Here is a 26,134-nt window from a genome sequence, read left to right on the forward strand (position 1 = left end):
TCCGCACCACCGGTGACAACGGCCGCCGATCTGCTGCAGGCACTGCGCGCGCGCATGCCGAGCAAGCTCATTCTGGATCGGCGCACTGGCCTGCCTTATGGCTGGGCAACCTGGATGCGCAACCGAGACAGCGTGGTTGCGCCGTTCGACCGCGGCCAGGTGGCCGATGTACTGCTGGCGCGGCCAGCGTTACCGCACAGCATGCGGACCGCGGCGCTGCTGTCTCCATTTCAGGCCTTTCGTAGCCTGTGGTGGCAACACTGGGAACCGCGCCGGAAAGACGAACGCCCGCTGCATTGGCTGGCGCTGCTCGGCAGTTTTCTGATCCACCTCGGTTTCATCGCCTTGCTGATCTGGGTGGTCAGCGTGCGCTGGGCGCCGGATGAAACCAAACAAGGCGACGAATCGCGCGTGCGCATGAGCTTCATCGGCGAAGGCGCGGCGGAGCAGGGCGGTGGTGAAGGGGAACCTGCTGCTGCGCAGGTGGCCGCGGGTGAAGCGTCTGCAGCGTCGCAAGCGAATGCGGCGAGTGGTAATCCGACTGCTTCGGCAACGCCGCCGCCTCAGCCAACGCAGGCCACCGCCGATTCCGTTGACAGTTCAAGCGTTGCCGAGGCGCAGCAAGTCGCGCCCGAACCCGTTGCTGCCGTCAGCGAGCCAACGACGCCGGATGTGCCGCAGGTGAGGGTGCAGGTGTCGCCGGTGACGATCGAATCGCCGCTGCAAGTGACCGAAACGCCAGTAGCCACCAACGACTTTGTGGTGCCGCCACCGCCCACGATCACGGTGGCTGCGCGCCCAATCGAGGCTGCAGCGCCTCAGATACAGGTGCGTCAGCGTGAGATTCAGACGGTGACCGAACGGCCGCAAGTGCGCGAATTGCAGCGTCCTGCCACCAACGTTGCGGTGCGATCTGCCGATGCGCCAGCGGTTCGAGAGCGCGAAATCGTCGTGCCGGATCGACCTCAGGTCGTTGCGCCAGTCGTGCGCAATCGCGAGCTCACGCCGACGGTTCGCATGCCGGAAATAGCGGTTCGAACGGCGGAGTTGCCGAGCGTGCCGGATCCGGCGTCGCAGCTTCAGCCGGCACCTGCGGTGCCTGCCCAATCGACCCCGACCGTTCCGTCGCCGACAGCATCAGCCGCTAGCGCCGCGGCGCAGCCGACGCCTTCCACTGCGCCGTCCACACCATTGCAAGCGACCCAATCGCGATCCGAACAATCCACCAGTGCGGCAGCGGCATCTTCATCCAGCAAACCTGCAACCAATAGCAACGCCGGCCCGCAACCGGCAGACCGCAGCGGTGGCTGGGATGTGGCAACCAAAGCCGACGACTGGAACAAATTCGACCGCAACCGTGAGGGGAAAACGACCGGCGCCAATGGCCAACGCGACGGCATGTTCAACGCCGATGGCAGCGTCCGCGTTGCCGCCGGAACCGGTGATACAGGCAACGGCGCGGGCGAACGCGGGCCGCCAGGCAGCGACACCGATACCTGGACCCGCGACCAGATCGCCCAGGGCGGCACCTGGCTCAAACGTCCGCCGTACGGCTACACGCCGACTTCGCTGGACAAGTACTGGATGCCGAACCAGTCGCTGCTGCAGGAATGGGTGCGCCGCGGCCTGAAGAAGATCGAAATCCCGATCCCGGGAACGACCACCAAGATCAGCTGCGTGGTGTCGCTGCTGCAGTTCGGCGGCGGCTGCGGCCTGAGCGACCCGAATCTCAACGACCAACCAGCGACCGCAAGACCGCCGCCGGATGTGCCGTTCAAGCGGGAGCTGCAGGAGGATAGGGGAGCAGTGGGCCGTGGCGGGAACTGAATTTTGTTACCAATCGCTGCGTTGTCTGACAAAGTTGCGAGGGAACTCAGCGATGCACACTCGTGACTAGTGGTGGCCGGGAGTTTTTGAAGTGGCTTGCTGTCCTCTTCATGACAGGTGACCACGCATCGAAAATCTTGCACGTTGGCTACGTCCCAGTCGTCACAGAACTGGGCAGGATCGCCTTTCCACTCTTCGCGCTCATCCTGGCGTACAACCTTGCGCAACCCAGAGCCGACATCGAGAAGTCAGTAAAACGCCTGTTTTTTTGGGGTATTGTCGCCGCACCCATCGCGGCCATAGCGTTCCAGGACGTGCTGCCGCTCAACGTTCTCTTGTCTTTTTCGCTGGCTGCAACCTGCATTTTGGCAATCGAGCGTCGTCAGTGGGTGTTCCTGGCAATTTGCAGCGTGCCGGCCCCTTTTTTTGTGGACTATCAATGGAGCGGCCTGGCAGTGGTTTTAGGCGCGTGGATCTTCTGGCGGAACCCACGTCAATGGGGGCTAGAACCAGGTGTCGCCGCGATGTTGTTGCTTGTGCTGCCAGCACTGTCCTTGTACGTCGTCAACCACAACTTCTGGGCGCTGCTTGCTCTACCACTAATCGCAGTAGGGCGAATGCCGTTACCTGTTCCGCGCACGCACAGGATGTTCTATTTCTACTATGTGACCCATCTGGCGTTCTGGGCGGGAATTTCTTACGTAGCGATCTGAATTTTACATAATATACATTATGCGAAATCAGCTGTGCGGGCGGCACGAGCGCGGCTCCGCTGGATCTGGCTTTGGATCAAATCTTGCCTACCCGAGGGTCGGCAGGGATTCGTGTAAAAAACAGCCAAAAGTAAGCTAACTCGCTGTCAGTAAAGGTCTTTTACACGAACCCCTGCCGACCCTCTGATTAGGCAACGTTCCTTGTCTTTGATCGCTTCCGTTCGGGTGCTGGTCAATTCGGCCCGCACATTCTCCAGGGCCTGTGCGTCTTCGGCCCAGCACCCCTGCAATGCCTGATGTTCGGCGGCGGTCAGCCACAAGGCTTTCCAGTCCTTTCTCCTGGGCCTCGATGCCTCGGCGGGCTTCGGCCAGTTCCGAGGGCGCGGCAGGGATTGATGCAAAAAACAGCCAAATCTTGCCCAACCGCCTGATAATTGAGGAATTATCACTCCGGCTTCCGGCACTGCGCATGCCGTCTGGTTCGATGCGCCCATCGCCAGCGCCGCGCGACGCCTGACCGAGTTGGCCCGCGCGCATGCTGGACCGCGACCTCCACGTCTGGCGGTTTAGCGCTGGTCTCGCGCCATTTTATGAATTGTGATCGAGGACGAAGTAACGCGTTGCCGCAGAAGTAGCACTTCTCTAACGCGGCGATTACTTCCGATTTGGTGCGCCGCAAATTTACTAAAATTTTACTGTAATTTAACTATCAAACCAGAAGAAAGACCATGAGAAAATTTACATCGAAGTACATGCTTGGCGCCTGCATCGTTGGAAGCATCGTTAGCGCGGGTGCAGCGGCGCAGGTCGCTGCAATAAACAATACTGGCCGTGCCGAGGCTATGTCTGCATGGGAAACTACGCTCAAGCACGAGGCACCGGCTATGGAGGGCTGCTTTAGCTCGACATTTCCGGACATGGGGTGGCAGGCGGTACGCTGTGGCGCACCGCCGAAGTTGGTCATGAAGCCACGACACGTTGCCAGCGGCAACGTTCGTACCACCACCGACAACCGTGTGCTCATCACCGGCAATGGCGATGACTACGCTGCACGCACGGGCAGGCTCACCCACTCAGCCGTCGGTTCGTTCCCGAGCGTAAGCGGCGTGACCACTGGGGTAGTCCAATACTCGCTGCAAATCAATACCGACAACGACAGCAACCCCGCCGCTTGCGCTCAGTTCGGTTTTTCTTCGTGCAAGACTTGGCAACAGTACGTCTACTCCAGCGACGCCGACGAAGACTCAAGTAATGGCTTTGACCCGGTCATCTTCATTGAAAGCTGGGTACAGGCGGACAGTACCTCGGAATACGATGCGGCGGGTTGCCCATCCGGCTGGGGTGCCTACGAAGACAACAATTGCGTTATCAACAGCGAATCGGTGCGAGTGCCTCTGGTGCCAGTTTCGGGCATCGCTGGTGTCAAGCTGACCGGTTCTGCGACCTCGGGGGGCGTGGATACCGTGTCGTTTTCGGTGAACGGAAGGGCCTACAGCGTGAGTCAGCGCGCCTCTACGGTGGATATCAATAAGATCTGGCGCCTGACCGAATTCAACATCTTCGGCAACGGCGCCAGAACTCAGACGGTGTCGTTCAATCGCGGCTCGCACGTCACGGTAAACGTAGCCGTAAACGATGGTACGACAAATGCCCCGACTTGCCTGGGCAATGCCGGCAAGACGTTCGAGCAGAACAACCTGACGCGCGGTATTTGCTCCGTCTTTGGTGGCGCTTCGCCCGGCATTAGCTTTCCTCAAAGCAACTGACTATTTGCGTCTGGGGAGGTTTCGTCCTTCCCAGACGTTACTTGTTCGCCAACGGGGCGCGGTGGCCGCAGCTGCGCCAGGAGCTGTTCCAGGGTGCTCAGACGTACCGTGGCCCGCAAGGTGTCCGCCTCGGCATGTTCCCGGCGCTGGCGCTCTTCGATCAGATCGGTCCGCGCCGCAGCCAATTCGGCGCGCACGCCTTCCAGCGCTTGGACATCTTTGGTCCAGCGCGCCTGCAGGCCTTGGTGCTCGGCGGCCGCCAGGCGCAGCGCGTCGCGCTCGCGCTGCTGGGCGTCGGCCCGCTGGCGTGTCTGCGTCAGTTCCCGCTCCAGCCGGGCATGGCGTTCCAGCCACTGGCCGTTTTCCCGGTTGAGCTGCATCAGGTCGTGGTTCTTGGCGGTCAGCGCCTCGTTGGCCTGCCGCAGGGCAACCTGCAGTTCCTGTACCTGGTGCTCGTGCCGGCGTTGTTCCTGCTCACGCTGGTCCTTGACCGAGGTGCGGTAGTGCTCCAGGGCTTCCCTGGCGTGGTCGTGCTTCTGCTCCAGCGACTGGGCATGACGTTCGTGCTCCGCCAGTCGCGCCGTAAGGCCCGCGATCCGCTCCTGCAGTTGAGCCAGTTCGGTAGTGCGGCTGGCCACCTCGCTTCTGGCGGTGGCGCTCGCCTCGCGTTCTGCCTGCAGTACGGTCTCGCAGCGCTGCAGCTGCGTCGTGAGTGAGTCAGCCTCTTGCCGGGCCTGCTCCAGCGTTTGGGTGCGCTCCTGGAGCTGCGCCTGGAAGCGCGCCTGGGCCTGCGCCACGACCGTATCGGCCTCGGCGTGCAACCGCTCGGCGAGGCGGGCGACGAGGTCTTGGAGTGCGTCGCTCACGGCCATCTTCGCGCCAACGCCTTGCCCTTCCTCCTCTTCCAACTCCCTCAGATAACGGTGAATGGTGGTCTTGGAACCGGTATTGCCGAGCGCCACCCGGACCGCATCGACAGACGGATGCTTGCCCGTTGCGCGCAGGCTATCGCGGGCACGCTGCACATCGCTTTTGTACAACCCGGACCTTGCCATACGTCCCTCCGCGTATTTCGTAACGCATTACATACCACGTATTTACGTACTACTCAACGTGTTAGACGGACCATGTGAGGGCCGTGATCTCACGCGGGATAATCTAGAATTATCCCGCGTAAGAGGCCTTCTGACCCTTCCCGGTTCCAAAAACAGTACGAAACCACCCTGGGTGGGCGAGCGCTGGGTAGTATGGCTCAGAGCGGAAAGGAGGCCGGCCGAGGGCACAGGCACGCTCCGCCACTGAGCTCATTGGCCATCAAGGGACTGTGCATGCCGATCGAACGTGTCGTCATCGACAACTTCAAGTCGTTCCGCCATCTGGACTTGCCGCTCAATCCCCACATGAACCTAGTGGTGGGCGACAACGAGGTCGGTAAGTCCACCCTGCTGGAGGCCATCCACGCGGTGGTCACCGGACAGTTGCATGGGCGCAACCTCGCCTACGAGCTCACGCCCTACCTGTTCCACCAATCCACGGTGCATGAGTACTTGGCGGCGCTTCAGGCAGGCACGCCGGCATCGCCGCCACGGATCTCCATCGAAGCCTACCTGGGCCGCGACGCGGCGCTGGCGTCGCTGCGTGGCACCAACAACTCGCTGGGCTTGGATACCGCTGGCATCCGCCTGTTGGTCGAGCTCAACGACGACTATCGCGAGGAGTTCAACGCCTACCTGCAGCAACACCAGGGCGTGGTCAGCTTGCCGGTGGAGTATTACACGGTGCGCTGGTACTCCTTCGCCCACAATGGCGTCACCGCACGCAGTATTCCGTTCGATTCGACCATCATCGACACGCACGGTATCAAGACCTTGTCCGGTGCCGATCGCTATATCGCCGGCATCATCGAGCAGGCACTGACGCCTGCGCAACGCGTCTCGCTGTCGCTGAGCTTTCGCCGCATGCGACAGAGCTTCTCCGAAGAAGCGGATGTGGCCGCCATCAATGCCTACCTGACCGAGCACACCGGGGACATCAGTCACCGGGCACTGACGGTAGGCGTGGACACATCGCCGCGCTCAACGTGGGAAACCAGCCTGTCACCGTATCTGGATGAGCTCCCCTTTACCCAGGCCGGCAAGGGCGAACAAAGCGCGGTGAAGATGAAGCTGGCGATGCACGCTGCGGGCGCGGCGCACGTTCTGCTGATCGAGGAGCCGGAGAACCATCTGTCCTTCTCCAGCATGACCCAGCTGATCGATAAGATCGCGGCCCTCTCCGCAACGCAGCAGGTCGTCATCGCCACCCACAGCAGCTTCGTGCTGAACAAGTTGGGCGTGGACAACGTGATCCTGTTCAGTGCGCAGGGCCAGATGAAGCTGGACCAGCTGCCATCCGATACGCACGACTATTTCATGAAGCTGCCCGGTCACGACACGCTGCGGCTGATCCTGGCCAAACAGGCGATTCTGGTGGAAGGCCCGTCCGATGAGCTGATCGTGCAGCGTGCCTACTGCGATCACCACGGCGTGGCGCCACTGGCCCGCGGCGTGGACATCATCTCGGTCAAGTCGTTGGCGTTTAAACGCTTCTTGCAGATTGCAGAGCGTCTGCACATTCAAGCCAAAGTGATTACCGACAACGATGGCGATATCGCGGTTGTACAAGAACGCTACGCCGACTATCCCAACGCCATCTACTACGATTCCGACGAGAGCGCCCCATCGCTGGAAGAGCAGCTGATCAACGCCAATTCTCTGGCCGTGCTCAACACCGTGCTGGGTAAGTCATTCGCCGATGAGGTGGCGTTGCTCAAGTACATGAAAGGCCATAAAACCGACACGGCCCTGGCGATCTTCAACAGCCCGCATTCGATCAGGTTCCCGGACTATGTCCAGCGTGCCATCACCTAACCGGGTGCTCCTCTCCGCGGCCGGCTCTGGCAAGACCACCTTGCTGGTCCGGCAGGCCTTGGAGCGACCGCTGCGCCGCATCGCCATCGTCACCTACACGCTGGAGAACCTTGAAGAGATCCGGCGTTCGTTCGAGATGCACGCCGGTGCGGTTCCCCCGAATGTCACGTTGCACAGCTGGTATGGATTTCTGCTGCGCGAGTGCATCCGCCCGTACCAGGCTGCGCTTTGCCCTCAGCCTCGGATCGAGACGATCCTGTTCGTCGACGGGCGCACCGACAACCGCGCCCCACGCTCACAAGTCGCGCGACACTATCTGGCCGGCAACCGGATGTACTCCGATCGGGCGGCCGACTTTGCTGTGCGCTGCGATGAGCTGACCCAGGGCCAGGTTATGGCGCGCTTGGCGGACATGTACGACGAGCTGTACATCGACGAAGTCCAGGACCTGGCCGGCTACGATCTGGACTTGGTCGAGCGGCTGTTGAAGAGCGATATCGCCATCACGTTGGTAGGCGACACACGCCAGGCGACCTACGCGACCAACTACGCACCAAGGCACAGCCAGTATCGCGGGCCGAATCTGGCAGCCTTGTTCCAGGTTTGGGAGTCGGACGGCTTATGCCAGCTCGATCACCGCCTCATCAGCCTGCGCTGCGTTCAGGCCCTCTGCGATTTGGCCGATGCGCTCTATCCGCAGATGCCACGGACCGAGTCAGGCAATGGCGAGGTCACGGGGCACGATGGCATCTATCTCGTCGCTCCCGGGCATGTCGCTGCGTACATGCAGGAATTTGCTCCAACCGTGCTTCGGTATGACCGGCGGCAGGCGTGTGACGGACTGCTTGCAATGAACTTCGGCCAGTCCAAGGGCCGCACGTATAGCCGGGTCCTGATCTTCCCCAACGGGCCGTTGACGCAGTACCTGCGCACGGCAGATGCGTCACGCATCACCGCACCACCAAAATACTACGTGGCTTTCACCCGGGCGCGGCAAAGCGTGGCGTTTGTGTATGCCGGCGCGTGTGCGCTGCCGGGTCATCAGCTCTACGCGCCTAGCAGCGCAAACGCATAAGCAGCGATCACATCTTCCTCAACGGGGCGGCGATAAGGGGGCGCCGGCCCCGGATCTTCGAGGCCAGGCATGACCTGATCGACGCCGAATTGCTCTCTAGGATTGCATCCTACAAGGATAGTTGTAGAATAGCCGAATGAAAGATGAGTCCGCCGTCTCAGCGCTCGCTGCCCTCGCACACTCCGACCGTCTGGCCGCGTTCCGGATGCTCGTTCGCGCCGGCCCCAACGGCATGCCATCGGGCGAAATCGCCGAAGCGCTTTCGATCCCGCCAACGCGCATGAGCTTCCACCTTGCGACCCTAGAGCGCGCAAGCCTGCTGCGCTCCTGGCGCGACGGGCGGCGTGTCCTGTACGCCGCGAGCTACGAGGACATGCGCCAGCTTCTTGCGTTTCTCACCGAGGACTGCTGCTCCGGGAATCCGGAGATCTGCGGCGCCCTCTTCAACTCCATCACCCCTTGCACTGCGGAGACCTGCGCATGAGCCTGCCCCAGCCCTTCAACGTCCTGTTCCTGTGCACCGGCAATTCCGCCCGGTCGATCCTGGCCGAGAGCGTCCTTCGCAAGATTGGCGATGGCCGCTTCAATGCGTTCTCGGCCGGCAGCCATCCCAAGGGTGAGGTCCACCCGCTGGCGATCGAGACGCTGCGTCAGGCCGACTACCCAGTCGAGGGCCTGCGCTCCAAGGCGTGGGACGAGTTCGCCGTGCCGGATGCCCCGCGCATGGATTTCGTGTTCACCGTCTGCGACCAAGCCGCCGGCGAGGCCTGCCCGTTCTGGCCAGGACAGCCGGTTACCGGGCACTGGGGCATCGAGGACCCTAGCCACGAAACGCGCGGGGACATGTGGCAGCGCGCTGCCTTCCGGCAGGCGCTGGTGTACATGGAGAACCGCATCAAGGCGTTCGTCGCGCTACCGATCCACACGCTGTCGCGGGCGACCTTGACGGCGCAGGTAGGCGACATCGGGCAGTTCGAGGGCGCCACGTCGCCCCGACCCGACGTGGCTTGAGGGGATCATCATGACGCTGACGATCTACCATAACCCTGCCTGCGGCACGTCCCGAAATACCCTGGAAATGATGCGCCAGTCCGGCGAAGACCCTGAGGTCATCGAGTACCTGCAGACTCCGCCGACGCGCGAGAAGCTGGTCGAGCTGATCGCCGCGATGGGCATCGCGCCTCGCGATCTCTTGCGCCAGAAGGGAACGCCCTACGCGGAGCTGGGCTTGGATAATCCCGCGCTCACGGACGAGCAGCTGGTGGACGCGATGATGGCGCACCCCATGCTCATCAACCGTCCCATCGTCGTTTCCGACCGGGGCGTGGCGCTGTGCCGGCCATCCGAGAAGGTGCTTGCGCTGCTGGACAGCCCAGTCGCCTCCTTCACCAAGGAAGACGGCGAGACCGTGACGACAGGCGGAGCATCAACGTGATCGATCGCATTGCCATGGATCTACCGAGCATCGACCTGACGCAACTCACGCCGATCGACGTCGACGCACTGGCGGCGCCCGGCGATCCAAGACACCCGCCCCGCATCCTCATCCTCTACGGCTCGCTGCGGGAGCGCTCCTATTCGCGGTTGCTGGCCGAAGAAGCTGGCCGGCTGCTGCGCTGGTACGGCTGCGACGTGCGGATCTTCGATCCGCACGACTTGCCGCTGCCCGACGGGGCCGCTCCAGATCATCCGAAGGTGAGCGAGCTGCGCGAACTCGCCTATTGGTCGGAAGGCATGGTCTGGGTCAGCCCGGAGCGCCACGGCGCCATGACCGGGATCATGAAGGCGCAGATCGACTGGATACCTCTGGCCGACGGTGCCAAGCGCCCGACGCAAGGCAAGACCCTGGCGGTGATGCAGGTCTCCGGCGGCTCGCAAAGCTTCAACGCGGTGAACCAGCTGCGCGTGCTCGGCCGGTGGATGCGCATGGTCACGATCCCGAACCAATCGTCCGTGGCCAAGGCGTTCCAGGAATTCGATGAGGCGGGGCGCATGAAGCCGTCGGCCTACTATCAGCGGGTCGCTGACGTCTGCGAGGAGTTGGTGAAATTCACGTGGCTCGTGCGTGGCCGCTCGGCATACCTGACGGATCGCTATTCCGAGCGCGTCGAGAACGCCGAAGAACTGTCCAAGCGCGTGAATCAGCGCTCCATCTAAACCCTGCGGAGCGCTGCATGCTTGCCCTCGCGATCTTCATCGTCACCCTTGTGTTCGTCATCTGGCAGCCGCGCGGGCTTGGCATAGGCTGGTCGGCCATGGCAGGCGCCGCGGTGGCTCTGGCCACCGGCGTCGTCGGGTGGAACGACGTCGGCACGGTGTGGGGGATTGTCTGGGATGCGACATTCACCTTCGTCGCACTCATCATCATCTCGCTCATCCTGGACGCGGCCGGTTTTTTCGCATGGGCGGCGCTGCATGTGGCCCGCTGGGGTGGAGGTAATGGCCGGAAGCTCTTTCCGCTGATTGTCCTGCTCGGTGCCGCGATCGCGGCAGTGTTCGCCAACGACGGCGCGGCGCTTCTGCTGACGCCGATCGTCCTGGCCATCCTGTTGCGCTTGAATTTCCAGCCCGCCGGGGCGCTGGCGTTCACGGTGGCCTGCGGCTTCATCGCTGACACGGCAAGCCTGCCGCTCGTTGTCTCGAACCTGGTCAACATCGTCACGGCGAACTTCTTTGACGTATCGTTCGGGCGCTACGCAGCGGTCATGGTGCCGGTGAATCTGGTATCCGTCGCGGCGACATTGCTCGTCCTGTGGCTCTGGTTCCGGCGCGATATTCCCCGCACCTATCCGGTCCACGATCTCGAAGCGCCGCGCCAGGCGATCCGCGACACGGCGGTCTTCCGTGCCGCCTTGCCACTTCTCGCATTGCTGCTCGTTGCGTACTTCGTGACCGGACCACTCGGCGTGCCCATCGCCTTGGTGACGGGTGCGGCCGCGCTGGTGTTGATGGCGATTGCGGGCCGCTGGGCGACAGGCGGCCGTGGCGCCACCATGGCCTTGACCAAGATCTTGCGCGACGCGCCCTGGCAGATCGTGCTGTTTTCGGTCGGCATGTATCTGGTGGTCTACGGCCTGGGCAATGCCTGGCTGACCGGCGCGGCAAGCGCTGTCCTGGAGTGGCTGGCGGCGCAGGGAACCTTCGTGGCCACGGTGGGCACTGGCTTCGCGGTGGCCGCGCTTGCCTCGGTCATGAACAACATGCCGGCAACGCTGGTCGGCGCGCTTGCCATCGACGGGGCGAACGTTCCTACCGCCACCCGCGAACTGATGATCTATGCCAACGTCGTGGGCAACGATCTTGGCCCCAAGCTAACCCCGATCGGCTCGCTCGCGACCCTTCTGTGGTTGCACGTCCTTGCCGGCAAGGGTCAGCGGATCACGTGGGGCCAGTACATGAAGGTGGGGCTCATCCTCACGCCCCCCGTCCTGTTGGCCACGCTCATCGCGCTCTGGATCTGGCTGCCGCTCGCGCGATGATCGCGCTGGCGCGTAGCGGCTAGCAGCGATCACGTCTTTCTTACGTGTGCCGCGGTGGGCGACGACGGCAGCGGGCCGGAGTCGTTGAAGCAAAGCGTCCCAGGGAAGCCGAGCCCGGGCGGGCCGCTGGCGCGGCAGGGCCCGTGAGGGTAAAGTCCGTAGCTACTACGGAGTAAGCGTACGACGAATGAAAATCAGTGAGGCAGCCGACGCCAGCGGGTGCCACTTGGAGACGATTCGCTACTACGAGCGGATCGGGCTGCTGCCGCGCCCGGGGCGCTCGGGCAACGGCTACCGGGTCTATGGCCCGGTCGACATCGAGCGCCTGCGCTTCATCGCTCGCGGCCGGGACCTGGGTTTCAGCTTGGAAGAGGTCCGCAGCTTGCTGCAGCTGGCCGGCGATGGGGACCTTTCGCGCGGGGATGTGGATCGGCTGGCCCGCAGCCATTTGGCCGACGTGCGTGCCCGGATGGCCGACCTGCAGCGCATGGCCAGCGAACTGGAACGGGTGATTGCCCGTTGCCACGGCGGGCAGCAGGCTGAATGCACCATCCTTTCGACCTTGCGCCAGCCGGCCTCTGTCGAGGCCGCACGTCAGTGACCGAACTGGACCGCTACCTCGACGCGGCCACGCGCCAGAACACGGTGCGCAGCTACGCGTCGGCGCTGCGGCACTTTGAAGTCGAATGGCAAGGCCACCTCCCAGCGACACCTGACAGCGTAGCGCGGTACCTGGCAGCGTATGCGCAGACCTTGGCGGCCAGCACCCTACGTCATCGACTGGCGGCCATTGCCTCTTGGCACCGCGACCATGGGTTTGTCGATCCCACCCGAGCGCCGCTGGTGCGCAAGGTGCTCAAGGGCATCCAGACCTTGCACCCGGGCCAGGTCAAGCAAGCCGTGCCGCTCCAGATTCGGCGGCTGGTCGAGCTCGATGACTGGCTGGCCGCGGCAATCGCTGCGGCACATGCCCGGGGCGATGGGGCAGCGGCGCTACGCCATCATCGTGACCGAGCCCTGGTGCTGCTGGGGTTCTGGCGGGGCTTCCGTGGCGATGAACTGCTGCGCCTGGAAGTGGCCCATCTGACGCTGGTACCGGGACAGGGGATGACCTGCTTCCTGCCGCGCAGCAAGGGCGATCGCCAAGCGGCCGGCGTCACCTACAAGGTGCCGGCGTTGTCGCGGTTGTGTCCGGTGGAGGCGACCCAGGCGTGGCTGCATGCGGCCGACCTGCAAGAAGGGGCGGTGTTTCGGGCAGTCAACCAGTGGGGCCAGGTGAGTGCCGACGGACTCCATCCCAACAGTTTGGTGCGCCTGCTGCGCGAGTTGTTGGCCAGTGCCGGCTTTGCCGATGCTGGGCTCCACAGCAGCCATTCGTTGCGCCGCGGCTTTGCCAGCTGGGCCAACGACCAAGGCTGGGACATGAAGGCGTTGATGGAGTACGTCGGCTGGCGCGATGTGCAGTCGGCCATGCGTTACCTGGACGGGCGTGACCCGTTTGCCCGTGACCGCATTGAAGCGAGCCTGCCCAGTGCAACCGCAGCCATGCCCGCGATGGCGCTCACGGCACCCGAGGGCATGCCTGCGCTGCAGCTGCTCCTACGCATGGTGCTAACGCCGTTTGCCCGTTCGGGCCGCGGCGCGGCCAAGGCTCGGGCGAGGATCGAAGAGATTTGCTTGGCCCCGTTCAAGGCCGTGCGCCTGAACACGGCCAGCAGCGAGTACCGGTTGACTGCCCCCACCGATCCCGACCGGGATCTGGACGAAATCCTGGCCACGTTGCTGGATGACATGCACCGCATGGCCGATACGCACCAGTGTTTCCTGGAAGCGTCTCTCAGTACAGACGACGGGCGCCACTGGGATTGATCCCCTCATAACCTCCGGATCCAATGGCGACCCTTCACGAGACCGCTTACCCGCGACTGAAGCCTGATCCCACCGCCAAAGAACTGGAGGAGATCTATACCCCCACTGCCGCTGAAATTGCATTCGCCAAGCAGCTGACCACCCAGCCGGCTCCGCAACTGGCGGTACTGATCCATCTCAAGCTCTTCCAGCGTTTGGGCTACTTCACCCTGTTGACCGAGGTGCCCGAGCGGATCCCGCAACACATTGCCAAGGCCGCCCGTCTTGGGCGTGTGCTGACCGCCGACCAGCTCGAACGCTATGACGCCTCCGGCAGCAAGCGCCGGCACATGCCGCAACTTCGGCAGTTCATTGGGGTTCGTCCCCTGGACAAATCCGGGTTGTCTTGGCTGGACACGGTGGCCACCGCCGCGGCCCAGACCAAGCACACCATCCCGGACATCGTGAACGTTCTGCTGGAAGAGCTGGTGCACCATCGCTACGAACTGCCGGGCTTCCGCACCCTTGAGCTGGCCGCCATCGGGGCGCGCGAGCGAGTCAATCTGGGCTACTACCGCAGCATCAGCCGCGCCCTGACGCCTGCCACGCGCACGCTCATTGACGAACTGCTGCGCGCACCGGAAGGGTCCAGGTTCACTGGCTGGCATTCGCTCAAGCGCGAGCCTGGCCGGCCGACCAACAAGGAGGTTCGGTTCTATCTGCAGCACATCCGCATGCTGCAGCAGTTGGCTGAGCAACTACCTTCAATCGATGTGCCGGTCCCGAAGCTCAAGCAATTTCGTGCAATGGCTCGGGCGTATGACGCCAGCGAGCTGGCCGAATTGGCTGCGGACAAGCGCTATGCGCTGGCCACCATCTTCATTCGTGCGCAGCATGCCAAGACACTGGACGATGCAGCCGAGTTATTCATTAAGCAGGTGCGTGGATTGGAGAACACCGCGCAACAGAAACTGCTGGCCTATCAGCTCGAACATGCCAAGCGGGCCGACTTCCTCATCGGTCAGCTCAAGGAGATCCTGCAGGCCTATCAGCTCGATGGCAGCGATAGCCAGCGCGTGGACGCGATCGACAACAGCCTAGAAGCCGAAGTGTCTACCTTGCTAGCCGAATGCGAAGAGCATATGGCCTACGCAGGAAAAAACTACCTACCTTTCATGCTGCAGCCCTACGGCGCGGTCAGGCCGCTGCTGTTCAATGGGCTGGAGCTGATGAACTTGCGGGCGACCAGCCACGATGCGGGCATGGAGCCGTTGATCGCTGCAGTGCTGTCACTGCGCAACCAACGTCGTGAGTTGATCGAAGTCGCTTCCCTGGGCCTGGACCCGGAAAAGGATTTCGATTGGATGTCCAAGCTCTGGCGTCAGCACGTGTTCGGCAAGCGGGCCAGCGCAGCAGGCGCCGGTTGGATGCACCGCAAGTACTTTGAGCTGGCCGTGCTGGTGCAGGTCAAGGACGAACTGAAGTCCGGAGATCTCTTTATTCCCAGCAGCGAGCGCTTTGACGACTACCGCGAGCAGCTGGTTGATGAAGCCACCTTGGCCCAGGAACTGGAAGCCTATGGTCAGGTGTCAGGTCTGCCCACCGACGCCGAGTCTTTCGTGGCTGGGTTGCGCGCAGAACTGACCGCTTTGGCCGATGAGGTCGACAAGCGTTTCCCCGAGAATGTGCATGCGGACATCCTGGATGGACGCTTGGTGCTACGCAAGGGGCAACGGGCCGAAGTCTCCAGCGCGATTGCCACCGTGGACCGCCTCATCACCGAACGGCTCCCCGAGTCCAGCATCGTAGATGTACTGATCGATGCCAGCCAATGGCTGGATCTGCACCGCTTCTTCCATCCGATCGCCGGCACCGAGAGCCAAGTCGAAGATCTGCCCCGGCGCGTGATCACCACGCTATTTTGCTATGGCTGCAACCTAGGTCCGACCCAGACGGCGCGGTCGATCAAGGGCTTCAGTCGGCGCCAGGTCGCTTGGCTCAACCTCAAATACGTGACCGAGGATGTGCTTGAGAAGGCCATCGTAGAGGTCATCAATACCTACAACAAGTTCGACCTGCCGGGCTATTGGGGCAGCGGTAAGAGCGCATCAGCAGATGGCACCAAGTGGAGTGTCTACGAGGACAACCTGCTGTCCGAGTATCACATCCGCTACGGCGGATACGGAGGGATCGGCTACTACCACGTGTCCGATAAATACGTAGCGCTGTTCAGCCACTTCATCCCTTGTGGCGTGCACGAGGGAATCTATATCCTCGATGGCCTGTTGGCCAACACCTCCGATATCCAGCCAGAGATCGTCCATGGCGATACCCAAGCCCAAAGCTACCCGGTCTTCGGCTTGGCCCACATGCTTGGCATCCAGTTGATGCCGCGCATCCGGAACATCAAGGAGCTGACATTTTTCCGGCCCGAACCGGGCAGGGCCTATAAGAACATCCAGGCATTGTTCGGGGACAGCATCGACTGGCAACTGATCGCCACTCATCTCCACGACATGCTGCGGGTAGTGATCTCGATCCGACTGGGCAAGATCACCGCGTCCTCGATCTTGCGTCGACTGGGTACCTACAGCCGGAAGAACAAGCTGTACTTCGCCTTCCGGGAGCTAGGCAAGGCCGTCAGGACGCTGTTCTTGCTGCGCTACATTGATGACAACGAGATTCGCAAAACGATCCACGCCGCGACCAACAAGAGCGAGGAGTACAACGGCTTCGTGAAATGGGTCTTCTTTGGCAGCCAGGGGATCATCGCCGAGAACGTCCAACACGAGCAGCGCAAGATCGTCAAGTACAGCCAGCTGGTGGCCAATATGATCATCCTCCACAACGTGGAAGGCATGAGCCGGACTTTGGCTGAGATGCGGAAGGAAGGGATTGAGCTGACGCCGGATATCTTGGCTGGTTTGTCGCCATATCGGACCAGTCACATCAACCGCTTCGGCGACTACCACCTGGACCTTGAAAGGGAAGTGGCGCCGCTGAGCTATACCGCCAAGGTTCTTGAGCATGCCCCATAAATGGGGGGATTCGCGACCTGGTTGAAGCAATCCGCCTTGTACTTCAGACGCTTAGGCCGTTTTTGGCCCCGGCCGTAAAGATTCCCTGCCGACCCTCGATCCAGATCCGCGCGGCTTCCGCGCGGACGTCTTCGAACCAGTGCGCCAGCTGCGCTGCATCCAGCCCGTGCGCCGAGGGATCACCGGCTGTCGATTGAGACACCTCGCGCAGCCAACGATCCTGAGTCTCTGCGGGTAATCCAGCGAAGCCATTGCTCAGCGCGTCGAGCGTGTCGAGCCCCAGCGGCACTGCAAGCCGATCGGGTGGCAATGCGGCATGGCGCCAACCATCGCCCGCGCCTTCGGCAAGCTGGATATCCATCCGTCGGGCAATCTCGCGCGCATCGCTGGCCCCATCCAATACACGCGCAACGACTGCGGTGAGTAGTTCCAGTTGATGTTGGCTCAGCACGCCTTGCGCAGTCGCGGGCGGGCCCGCATGCCGGCTGAGCAGCAGCTTGCGCATGCGCGGGGCGACCCTGTCTGCATTGAGCAACCTGATGAAGTCATCGGGCAGGCACTTGTTCACGCTGCGATCCACATGCGCTGCGATCAGCTGCGCGAGGTGTTCCGGCTGCTCATACGGAATCAAGTGCGCGGCATCGGCCACGACGGCGATACGCGCATCGTGATAATGCGGCGCGTTCAGCGCTGTCTGCGCGGCTTCGCCGAGGTCGCCATCTTCTCTGCCGGCGATGATCAACGCAGGCACGTGCATGCAGCCGGCCTGCGCGCTGCAGTCCTCACGGCTGGCGTGCGCGAGCCAGGCGATCCACGCTTTTGCACTGGTGCGCAGCACATCATCGACAGCAGCGTTTTTGACCGGCGCTGGCAACGTCACCGCACAGTTATCGTCGATGAACTGCTCGGCCTCTTGCCGGGTGGGATGGCCCTTTTCGAACCAAGCCAACATTGTCTGTCGGCGTGACTCATCCATCGGCTCTGGCGCCGGCGGCGACGCCGCGACCAGGATCATGCCTGCCAGGCCGGCAAGCCCGGCCATGCCATCGCGCGTCTGCGCTGCTGCCAGGGTGGCGATCTTTCCGCCCATGCTGTGTCCGATCGCAAACCAGCACGTCGGTTGCCGCCGAATCACCTCGTCGACAAACCAGGCAACCAGTGCGGCGGTGTCGACATGCTGCAGCGGCGGCGCGTCTCCGAAGCCTGGAATATCGAGCGCCACACAATCGAAGCGCGCCTCCAATCGCTGGATCACACCAGACCACTCGTTACTGCTGGACCCGAGGGCGTGCAGGAAGAACAGCGTCGGCTTCGCCATGTAACACCTCTATCCACCAGGCGCGCATGATGACCGGCGCATCGTCCACGCATCGTGCAGATGAGTCCGACATCTTGTGATCCGGACACGCCGAGCCGGATCAAGGCCAGCGCGTTGTAGAGGACTTGCCGCACCCCGATAAACATTCGAGAGCGCGAGGCGGCTCTACCGAACTTATGACAGCGTGGTGCGTCCCACAGGCCAGCGTGTCTTAGGACGCGCAGCGTCGCCTATCATCCGTAAGTTGACCAGGTTTATTGATCGAGCGCCTTGGCAGCGCAGTCTGGAACTCGGTTGCGGATCTTTCCGGGCGATGTTGCATGCAAGCTGGCCGCTACGCAGCCTGGCCCGCACAAGCGTGAAGCGCCGCCCTACCCCTTCAACACCAGCGACACATCCGGGTCTCTGTCGCACATGAAGTCCACAAAGGCGCGCACCTTGGGCGCCGCCAGACGTCTGGAGGTGTGCAACACCCACAGCGCCGGCTCCGCGCCCGCAATCGTGCCCCACTTCACCGGCAAGCACACGGTGGAGCGCATGATCGAAAGCCTGTATATTCCTGCAACGATTCTGCGTCCTGCGTACTTCATGCAGAACGAAGCGATGATCCAGCAGACGATTCAGGATTACGGTGTCTACCCGATGCCGATCGGCTCTGCAGGTGTGGCCATGATCGATGCGCGCGATATCGCAGACATCGCGGTTGTCGAACTGCTGCGACGCGACCGTGCACCTGCCGCGCTCGCACGTGTCACGCTCGAACTGGTTGGCCCGCATGCCGTCACGGGCAGCTCCGTTGCGAAGGTCTGGAGTGCAGCGCTTGGGCGCGAGATCGCCTGCGCGGGCGACGATGTGGCCGCGTTCGAAGCGCAGATGGCGGCCTACGGCCCATCCTGGCTGGCCTACGACATGCGCCTGATGATGGCCGGTATCCAGACATTCGGCATGCAGGCAGCCGACGGCACGGTAGAAAAACTGCAGGCCATGCTGGGGCGCCCGCTGCGCACCTATGAAGACTTCGTACGCGAGGCGACGGCGCGGGCTTGATCGCATGCGACGCAACAAGCGTGGAAAACCCTGCTTGTTGCGTACAAGCCTCTGCTGGAGGCGAACCGACCAGTGGTATCAGCATTCTCACGCACATAATCATTACGCTGCCAGTCGGTTTTTTCCTGACGTACGTGAACGAAAATGCAAGCTAAATGCAGCCTGGAGCGCGCGGTTCAAGTTTCCGATTTTCGCGTCGTTATCACGTTGCCGAGGCACTCACGCGAACATCACGCGGCCTGCTAGCCGGTGCCACTTACTGGACATCAGGACGATTCGCATGACTGCCTACTTGCAACGCTATAACGTCGGTCGCCGTCTCGGCGTCGCTTTTGGAATCTTGATTCTATTGTCGAGCCTGCTGGTGGCGACGGGCTTGATCACCATGGCCAACGCACGACAACAGTTCGATTTCATCGTGCTCGATCGTATGGCCAAGATCCAGATCGGCAATGGCATGCTGGATGCTAATTCATCGATCCTGATTGCGCTCGGCACCTATGCCATGGCCACCAGCGATGAACTCAACAACGAAGCGCTCTCCACCATCAAGGCGCAGCGCCAGCGCTACAGCGAGCTGCGTGCCAAGCTGGACACGTTGCCCAGCTCCGAGGAAGGCCGCAAGATTCGCGCCGAGATGGATGCGCGCCGCGCAATCTCGGGAAAAATCAACGATCAGGTCATGGAGCTCGCTGCTCAAAACGACAATACGCCGGCGCAAGCGCTGCTCAGCGAAAAGGCGCGCCCGGCGACGATTGCATGGCAGGACAAAATCCGCGAGCTGGTGACGCGTCAGGAAGGTCAGAGCCAGCAAGCCTATGCCGATGCAGTGGCGTCGATGAATCGCGGCAAGCTGCTGATCGTCTCCGGTGGCATTGCCGTGGTGGTGATCAGCAGCCTGCTTGCCTGGCTCATCACCCGCAGCCTGACCCAGCCGCTCGCACGTGCAACCAAGGCTGCAGAGGCAATTGCCAACGGGCAGCTGGACAACAACGTGGAAAGCGACGCCAAGGATGAAACCGGCCGCCTGCTGCGTGCCATGCGTGGCATGCAGACGCAGCTGCAATCCTTGCTCACTGCACAGAGCGACATGGCCAAGCGCCACGACGATGGCCAGGTTAGCTTCCGCATCGACGCCACGGCGTTTCCCGGCGACTACGGCCGCATGGCCAAGGACACCAATACGCTGGTGGCCTCGCATCTGGCCGTGCAGACAAATCTGGCGCGCATCATGGGGCGTTACGCCATCGGCGACCTCAGCGAGAGCATGGACCGCCTGCCCGGCGAGAAGGCGGTGCTGACGCAGACCATGGACGAGGTGAAGGCCAACCTGTCTGCAATGAATCACGAGATCAAACAGCTGGCGCAATCTGCGGCCAATGGCGACTTCACCGCACGCGGCGATGCCGATCGTTTCCAATACGATTTCCATGTGATGGTCGATAGCCTCAACCAGCTCATGGCCACGGCCGATGGCAACCTGCAATCGCTGTCGTCGCTGCTGCAATCCATCGCCGCAGGCGACCTCACCGCGCGGATGAGTGGCGAGTTCAAGGGCGTGTTCGCGCAGATGCGTGACGACGCCAATGCCACTGCTGCACAACTTGCAGAGATTGTCGGCCGCATTCAGCACTCGGCCGTATCCATCAACTCGGCCGCCAGCGAAATCGCCGCCGGCAATCAGGATCTGTCGCAGCGTACCGAGCAGCAGGCGGCCAACTTGGAAGAAACCGCCGCTTCGATGGAAGAACTGACCTCCACCGTGCGCCAGAATGCCGAGCACGCCCGTCAAGCCAATCAGTTGGCAATCGGTGCGGCAAGCGTTGCATCGCAGGGCGGCGAGATCGTGAGCAAGGTCGTGGGCACCATGTCTGGTATCGAAGCCTCGTCCAAGAAGATTGCCGACATCATCTCGGTCATCGACGGTATCTCGTTCCAGACCAACATCCTCGCGTTGAATGCTGCGGTGGAAGCCGCACGTGCCGGCGAACAAGGCCGCGGCTTTGCGGTGGTGGCGTCGGAAGTGCGCACCCTCGCCCAGCGTTCCACTGCTGCGGCGAAGGAGATCAAGAGTCTGATCGACGATTCGGTCGAGCGGGTTGCCGAAGGCTCGACGCTGGTGCATACGGCGGGCTCCACGATGGCGGAAATCGTTGCAAGCGTGCAGCGCGTAACCGACATCATGGGCGAGATTTCTGCGGCCTCGCAGGAACAGTCGGCCGGTATCGAACAAGTCAACACCACCGTGACGCAGATGGACGAAACCACCCAGCAAAACGCAGCACTGGTGGAAGAAGCCACCGCCGCGGCACGCTCGATGGAAGAACAGGCTGTGCAGCTGACGCAGGCAGTGTCCGTGTTCAAGATCAGCGACGACAGCACGCGCACCCTGCGTTCGACAACGCCGGTTGCTGCAAAGCTCAGTGTGATTGCTGGACGAACTGTTGCCGCTGCCAAAAGCCCGATACGCCCGCCAGCTGCACCGAAGCGCGCGGTGGCCGCAGGCGCCTCGCACGATGCAAGCGACTGGCAGGAGTTCTGATCTTGTGCGTCGCAAACGGCCCGGCTTGTCCGGGCCGTTTGCGTTTGAGAGGTGATCGAATCTGCAGATGGCCAACACGTTGAGGCGATCCGCTACGGCGCATACGCGCGTATGCACGATGCCTTAACTCGACCGGCCTATGCTGCGCCGGGCTGGACAGCTCGCGGCGCCCTGTTTCGCCAAGCCTCGATCGCCGCTGGCGTCCATGCACCCCGGAAGATCTAAAGACATCGCAAAGGAGATTGTATGAAAAAGCTGCACGCTCTTATGGTTGTTGCTGGCTTGTTGGGCATGAGTTCGCCGGCATTTGCAGAGGTCGCCAATCTGACCAACAGCGCCGACGGCGCCAATCGCGATGCTGGCATCGCGGCAGTCAAGAAGAAATTGCAGGATGCCTGCACGGGACGTCAGGGCAAGCCGGATCTGGATTCGTTCGAGGTGGTGTTCGAAAAGACCAGCAAGAATCCGGAGGTTCCCAAGCCTTATTACGTGGACGCGAAACTCAAGTGCGATCTGCCATAAGGCTGACAGCGGCTGCTACGCCATTGTGCGATTGGCGGCGATAACACCGCGATAGAGCCCCGCGCATGCGGGGCTTTTTGTGTCCGTCGCATCGTGCGCTTGCTCGCACCGCGACACGCTGCTGCAGCACCACCACCACCACCACCACCACCACGCTATGCGCGGATGGGCAACGCCATAACGCCAGCGCGCTGCTGATATAGTGCGGCGAACGCGGTGGGCGCAACACCCATCATCAATATCTCGTCACCAATTACAGGGAGTTGTCATGGGTCTTTTGCAGGCGGTAGCAGGTGCAGTCGGTGGCGTGCTTGCTGATCAGTGGAAGGACTTCTACACCGTGCCGGCTGGCCTGCCTTCCACCGCCGCGCTGTTCGCTGCGGTGCCGAGTGGAAGCAACGCCGGGCGCGGTGCCAACACCAACGCGTCTTCGAACATCATCAGCAACGGCTCGAAGATCGTCGTGCCCGAGGGTTACGGGCTGCTGTTGTTGCAGGACGGTGCGATCACCGGGTTTGTCGCCGAGCCGGGTGGTTACGAATGGCGCTCCGACGATGTCAATGCGCAGTCGATCTTCGCCGGCGATGGCCTGGTCACGCCGCTGATCCGGCAGAGCTGGGAGCGCTTCAAGTTCGGTGGCCAGCCCGGCGCGCAGCAGGCCGCGTTCTTCGTGTCGCTGAAGGAGCTGCCCGACAACCGATTCGGCACGCAGTCGGAGATCTATTGGGACGATGGTTTTCTTGGGACGCAAGTCGGCGCGATCACGCGTGGCTCGTATACGTTGAAGATTGTCGACCCCATTTTGTTCGTGAAGAACTTCGTGCCTGCGCGCTACCTGCAGCCGGGCCAGGTGTTCGATTTCACTGATCTGGACAACGCTGCTGCCAGCCAGCTGTTCAACGAGGTAGTGAGTGCGCTGGCACCGGCCTTCAGCCTGTATACGAACGATCCGGGCAAAGGCAACCGCATCGCGCGGCTGCAGCAGGATTCGCTCGGCTTTGCCAAGAGTCTGTCCGATGCGGTCGAGCAGGCGTATCAGTGGAACTCCGAGCGCGGTCTGGCCATCGTCAAGACGGCCATCGTGTCGATCGAATACGACGCGAACACGCGGGAATTGCTCAAGACCGTGCAGCGCGCCGACGTACTGGCGGGCGCACGCGGCAACTCCAATTTGCAGGCGAGTGTGGCGCAAGGCATCCAGTCTGCGGGCGAGCACGGCGGCGCTGCAGGTTTGGTGGGCGTGGGCATGGCGACCGGCATGGTGGGTGGCGTTGGCGGTCTGCAACAGCCGGTCGCGCCCGCTGCACCCGCTGCCGACGACGCAGTCGCCAAATTGAAGAAGGCCAAGGAAATGCTGGACCTTGGGCTGATCACGCAGGACGACTACAACGCGGCAAAAGCCAAGGCGTTGGGCCTGTAAGCGAGACGCGCCGCCATCATGTCCGACTCCCGCATCCCGCCGCCGTTGCCGGCGACACCTCCTCCGTTGCCGCCGCTGTCCGCAGCGCCTGCGACCGGCTCCGGTTCGCCGCAGGACGTACCGCCGTTGCCGGGTAGTTTCAAGCTCGACCCCGCCACCCTGCCCGCCCCAATCCGCAACGAGCTGCAGGCGCCCGACCCGCTGGCCATCGACACCGCCGCCCCCGAGCTCAAGGACGGCCTCAATCGCTGCCCCAAATGCGGCGCCAGCGATATCCGGCCCAAGCTCGGCACCGATCTATTGGTCTGCCAGTTCTGTCGTCACGAATGGCACGGCGCGCGGGTGGAAGAAGTCTTCGGATTCGGCGAAGGCATCAGCGAATTACGCGGCACGGTCATCGCTTCGGGCGCGCAGGATATTGCTGCAGACGCCGCCAGCCTGATGAGTTTCAAGTGCACTGGCTGCGGCGCCGAGGTGACCATCAATACGCAGAGCACGATGACGGCGCGTTGCCACTGGTGCCGGCATGTGTTCGGCGTCAACGAGCAGGTGGCCAATGGTGCGGTGCCCGACGCAGTGCTGCCCTTCCACATCAACAAAGACGATGCCGTGGCTCGTATCCGACAGTTTGTGGACAAGCGGCGCCTGTTTGCGCTCAAGGCCTTCAAACAGCAGTTCACGCCGGAGAACGTTGTGGGTGTCTACCTGCCTTACATGATCGTCGATGGCAGCGTTAGCGCCAGCGTGAGCGGCACGGGCGAGATCAAGACGCGGCAGTACACGCAAGGCACCGAAAAGAACAAGCGCACCTATTACGACGCCGACGTGTACCAGGTGCAGCGGCAGGTGGAATTCACGGTGGACGATCTGCCGCTGGAATCGTCTGCCGAGCGCGGCAACCTGGATAGCCGGGTCAACACCAACAACATCATCAACACGATCCTGCCATTCGACACCAAGAATGCAGTGAAGTGGAACGCATCGTATCTGGCGGGGTTCACCTCGGAAAAGCGCGACCGCGATGTCGAGCAGCTAAGGCCACGACTGGAAGATCAACTGCTGTCGATCGCCCGCGTACAAGTGGAAAGCTCGGTGCGCCGCTACGACCGCGGCGTGCGTTGGGAGGTGGAGCGGCTGGATGTCCATGGCACGCGCTGGGTGTCGATGTATCTACCGGTGTGGCTGTACTCGTACCACCAACCCGGACGTGGCGGCGGCATGCTGCACTACATCGCGGTGAATGGCCGTACCGGCGAGACCATGGGCAGCGTGCCGGTGCAGCAGTGGAAACTGTTGCTGGCCGCACTCACCGCCGGTACCGTAATCGAAGGAATTGCCCTCTGGATCGTGGCGGTGACCGCATGAGCGACAACAACGGACTGTGGTTACTGCTGGCCGGCCCGGTCGGTGCGTCTGCGCTGTATTGGGTGCTCTACCAGTACTACCGCAATACCGATCAGTCGCATGCCTTCGAGCGGGAAACGACGGTCGATGCAAAGCCAGTGACCGGCTCGGACCGCAAGGTCGATACGATCACCGGCACGCAAGCCAAGCACATCGATGGCGACAACGTGTCCGCCTACCGAACGCGCGTGCGCCGGGATGCGGATTAAGAGCGGCTGTTTGACGTCCTAAGCTGTGGTGCCAACGCCCAACTGCGCGCGCGCCACATTCAGGGTGGTCATGATCTGGACCACTTCGTCGAGTGGATGCAGTGGCGATTCCTTGCGCCCTTCGCCGATATAGCGTGCGGCAGCGGTGGCTTGCCAGGACAGCCCGTCGTAGCCGTTGACGCCGGTCGGATCTGCCCATAGCGCCGGTTGGCTGGCGTAATCGTTGCCGACCAGACGCAGGGTTGTGGGGTTATGGAAGTCCCCTGCAAGGTCGACGCGGCCTTCGGTGCCTGTGACATAAGCGACCGAGCTGCTGCGGGCTACGATGGAACTGATCAGGGTGGATTGCGCGATTCCTGCATGCGAGAGCACAACGGTCGAAAACGCATCCACGCCGGTGTCGGTGAGCGCACCGGTTGCGGTGATGGCGGTGGGTGCGGCCAGGATCATCGATGAGAACTGCACGGTATACACCCCCAGATCCAGCAACGCTCCGCCGCCGAGCTCCGGTCGGCGTTGCCGATGCATCGGATCATTGGGGCCGATTTGACTGAGGTCCGCAAAGACATGCCGGACCTCGCCGATCGCGCCATCGGCCAGCAGTTTGCGCAGCACCGAGGTGTGAGGCAGATACCGGCTCCACATCGCTTCCATCAGGAAAAGGCCGCGTGCGCGTGCTTCCTGCACCAGCACGCGCGCGTCGTCCGCGCAGGTAGTCATGGGTTTTTCGATCAACACATGTTTGCCGGCGCGCAGCGCCAACAAGCCATGTTCCAGATGCTCGCTGTGGGGCGTGGCAACGTAGACGATGTCGATCTCGGGGTCGTCGACTAATGCCTGGTAGCTGTCGTACGCACGCTCCATTGCCCAGGTTTTTGCGAAGGTGCCAGTGTCAGCCTCCCGTAAAATTGATCCATCCATAACTAGAGGTCTCCGGGCACACTAGCCACCGAGGAGACCAACGATGCGCAAGAGCAAGTTCACCGAGAGCCAGATCGTCGCCACGCTGAAGCAGGT

20 protein-coding genes and 3 pseudogenes are annotated in these 26,134 nt (G+C 62.3%); 19 read left to right on the forward strand and 4 right to left on the reverse strand.

Going from position 1 to position 26,134, the window contains the following annotated elements; genetic code table 11:
* Positions 1–12: 12 nt before the first annotated feature.
* The 3 genes from ABS769_RS11995 (at position 13) to ABS769_RS12005 (ending at position 4,306) form a co-directional block, all read left to right on the forward strand.
* Positions 13–1,827, forward strand: coding sequence for a transmembrane repetitive protein (locus ABS769_RS11995; protein WP_317061566.1), 1,815 nt, complete (start codon positions 13–15; stop codon positions 1,825–1,827).
* 62 nt (positions 1,828–1,889) lie between these two features.
* Positions 1,890–2,540, forward strand: a complete 651-nt coding sequence (locus ABS769_RS12000) for a TraX family protein (RefSeq protein WP_317061565.1) — start codon at positions 1,890–1,892, stop codon at positions 2,538–2,540.
* A 728-nt stretch (positions 2,541–3,268) separates the two neighbouring features.
* Complete coding sequence (locus ABS769_RS12005) at positions 3,269–4,306, forward strand: hypothetical protein (RefSeq protein WP_317061564.1); 1,038 nt, start codon at positions 3,269–3,271, stop codon at positions 4,304–4,306.
* Here ABS769_RS12005 and ABS769_RS12010 read toward each other — a convergent pair.
* Complete coding sequence (locus tag ABS769_RS12010) at positions 4,294–5,361, reverse strand: DNA-binding protein (RefSeq protein ID WP_317061563.1); 1,068 nt, start codon at positions 5,359–5,361, stop codon at positions 4,294–4,296. The two genes, ABS769_RS12005 and ABS769_RS12010, sit on opposite strands and share 13 nt — an antisense overlap.
* Before the next feature lie 273 nt (positions 5,362–5,634).
* Here ABS769_RS12010 and ABS769_RS12015 point away from each other — a divergent pair, with 273 nt between their 5' ends.
* The 10 genes from ABS769_RS12015 to ABS769_RS12060 all read left to right on the forward strand — a co-directional run bounded on the left by ABS769_RS12015 (position 5,635) and on the right by ABS769_RS12060 (position 16,655).
* Entirely contained in the window at positions 5,635–7,215 is a 1,581-nt protein-coding gene (locus ABS769_RS12015) for an ATP-dependent nuclease (protein ID WP_317061562.1), read from the forward strand.
* Positions 7,193–8,290, forward strand: a complete 1,098-nt coding sequence (locus tag ABS769_RS12020) for a UvrD-helicase domain-containing protein (protein WP_350498169.1) — start codon at positions 7,193–7,195, stop codon at positions 8,288–8,290. The genes ABS769_RS12015 and ABS769_RS12020 overlap by 23 nt, the downstream gene beginning before the upstream one ends.
* 136 nt (positions 8,291–8,426) lie before the next feature.
* Positions 8,427–8,774: an ArsR/SmtB family transcription factor gene (locus ABS769_RS12025; protein ID WP_317061560.1), complete on the forward strand. Its 348-nt coding sequence runs from the start codon at positions 8,427–8,429 to the stop codon at positions 8,772–8,774.
* The gene (locus ABS769_RS12030) at positions 8,771–9,301 is read left to right on the forward strand and encodes an arsenate reductase ArsC (RefSeq protein ID WP_317061559.1); all 531 of its coding nucleotides are present in this window, start codon (positions 8,771–8,773) and stop codon (positions 9,299–9,301) included. The genes ABS769_RS12025 and ABS769_RS12030 overlap by 4 nt, the downstream gene beginning before the upstream one ends.
* Before the next feature lie 10 nt (positions 9,302–9,311).
* Positions 9,312–9,725 (forward strand): arsenate reductase (glutaredoxin), encoded by a 414-nt coding sequence (gene arsC, locus ABS769_RS12035; RefSeq protein WP_317061558.1) that lies wholly within the window; start codon positions 9,312–9,314, stop codon positions 9,723–9,725.
* On the forward strand, positions 9,722–10,447 hold the full coding sequence (gene arsH, locus ABS769_RS12040) for an arsenical resistance protein ArsH (protein ID WP_102254402.1): 726 nt from the start codon (positions 9,722–9,724) through the stop codon (positions 10,445–10,447). The genes arsC and arsH overlap by 4 nt, the downstream gene beginning before the upstream one ends.
* Before the next feature lie 17 nt (positions 10,448–10,464).
* Positions 10,465–11,769, forward strand: a complete 1,305-nt coding sequence (locus ABS769_RS12045) for an arsenic transporter (RefSeq protein WP_317061557.1) — start codon at positions 10,465–10,467, stop codon at positions 11,767–11,769.
* A 187-nt stretch (positions 11,770–11,956) separates the two neighbouring features.
* Positions 11,957–12,370, forward strand: a complete 414-nt coding sequence (locus ABS769_RS12050; protein ID WP_317061556.1) for a MerR family transcriptional regulator — start codon at positions 11,957–11,959, stop codon at positions 12,368–12,370.
* The gene (locus ABS769_RS12055) at positions 12,367–13,638 is read left to right on the forward strand and encodes a site-specific integrase (protein ID WP_317061555.1); all 1,272 of its coding nucleotides are present in this window, start codon (positions 12,367–12,369) and stop codon (positions 13,636–13,638) included. Before ABS769_RS12050 ends, ABS769_RS12055 begins: the two co-directional genes overlap by 4 nt.
* A gap of 23 nt (positions 13,639–13,661) precedes the next feature.
* Positions 13,662–16,655, forward strand: a complete 2,994-nt coding sequence (locus ABS769_RS12060) for a Tn3 family transposase (RefSeq protein WP_317061554.1) — start codon at positions 13,662–13,664, stop codon at positions 16,653–16,655.
* 100 nt (positions 16,656–16,755) lie between these two features.
* On the opposite strand, the pseudogene ABS769_RS12065 reads toward ABS769_RS12060, so the two are convergent.
* Positions 16,756–17,973 (reverse strand): annotated as a pseudogene (locus ABS769_RS12065) (alpha/beta fold hydrolase); the annotation flags it as partial.
* 371 nt (positions 17,974–18,344) lie between these two features.
* Positions 18,345–18,488: pseudogene (locus tag ABS769_RS12070) on the reverse strand (LysR family transcriptional regulator); the annotation flags it as partial.
* On the opposite strand from ABS769_RS12070, the pseudogene ABS769_RS12075 reads away from it, so the two are divergent.
* The 6 genes and pseudogenes from ABS769_RS12075 to ABS769_RS12100 form a co-directional block, all read left to right on the forward strand.
* Positions 18,475–19,020: pseudogene (locus ABS769_RS12075) on the forward strand (NmrA family NAD(P)-binding protein); the annotation flags it as partial. The pseudogenes ABS769_RS12070 and ABS769_RS12075 overlap by 14 nt on opposite strands.
* A gap of 280 nt (positions 19,021–19,300) precedes the next feature.
* Positions 19,301–21,562, forward strand: coding sequence for a methyl-accepting chemotaxis protein (locus ABS769_RS12080; protein ID WP_317061553.1), 2,262 nt, complete (start codon positions 19,301–19,303; stop codon positions 21,560–21,562).
* Between the two features lie 246 nt (positions 21,563–21,808).
* On the forward strand, positions 21,809–22,084 hold the full coding sequence (locus ABS769_RS12085; RefSeq protein WP_023904049.1) for a hypothetical protein: 276 nt from the start codon (positions 21,809–21,811) through the stop codon (positions 22,082–22,084).
* A gap of 268 nt (positions 22,085–22,352) precedes the next feature.
* A complete protein-coding gene (locus ABS769_RS12090; RefSeq protein WP_317061552.1) occupies positions 22,353–23,504 on the forward strand; it encodes an SPFH domain-containing protein in 1,152 nt (383 codons plus the stop codon).
* 18 nt (positions 23,505–23,522) lie between these two features.
* Positions 23,523–24,869, forward strand: a complete 1,347-nt coding sequence (locus ABS769_RS12095; protein WP_317061551.1) for a TFIIB-type zinc ribbon-containing protein — start codon at positions 23,523–23,525, stop codon at positions 24,867–24,869.
* On the forward strand, positions 24,866–25,117 hold the full coding sequence (locus tag ABS769_RS12100) for a hypothetical protein (protein WP_317061550.1): 252 nt from the start codon (positions 24,866–24,868) through the stop codon (positions 25,115–25,117). The genes ABS769_RS12095 and ABS769_RS12100 overlap by 4 nt, the downstream gene beginning before the upstream one ends.
* An 18-nt stretch (positions 25,118–25,135) precedes the next feature.
* Here ABS769_RS12100 and ABS769_RS12105 read toward each other — a convergent pair whose 3' ends face one another.
* Positions 25,136–26,038 carry a Gfo/Idh/MocA family protein gene (locus ABS769_RS12105; RefSeq protein ID WP_350498170.1) on the reverse strand — a complete coding sequence of 301 codons (903 nt, stop codon included), beginning with the start codon at positions 26,036–26,038 and terminating at the stop codon, positions 25,136–25,138.
* Between the last annotated feature and the right edge of the window lie 96 nt (positions 26,039–26,134).

This window comes from Xanthomonas hortorum, assembly GCF_040279205.1.
GTDB classification, from domain to species: Bacteria; Pseudomonadota; Gammaproteobacteria; order Xanthomonadales; family Xanthomonadaceae; genus Xanthomonas; species Xanthomonas hortorum_F.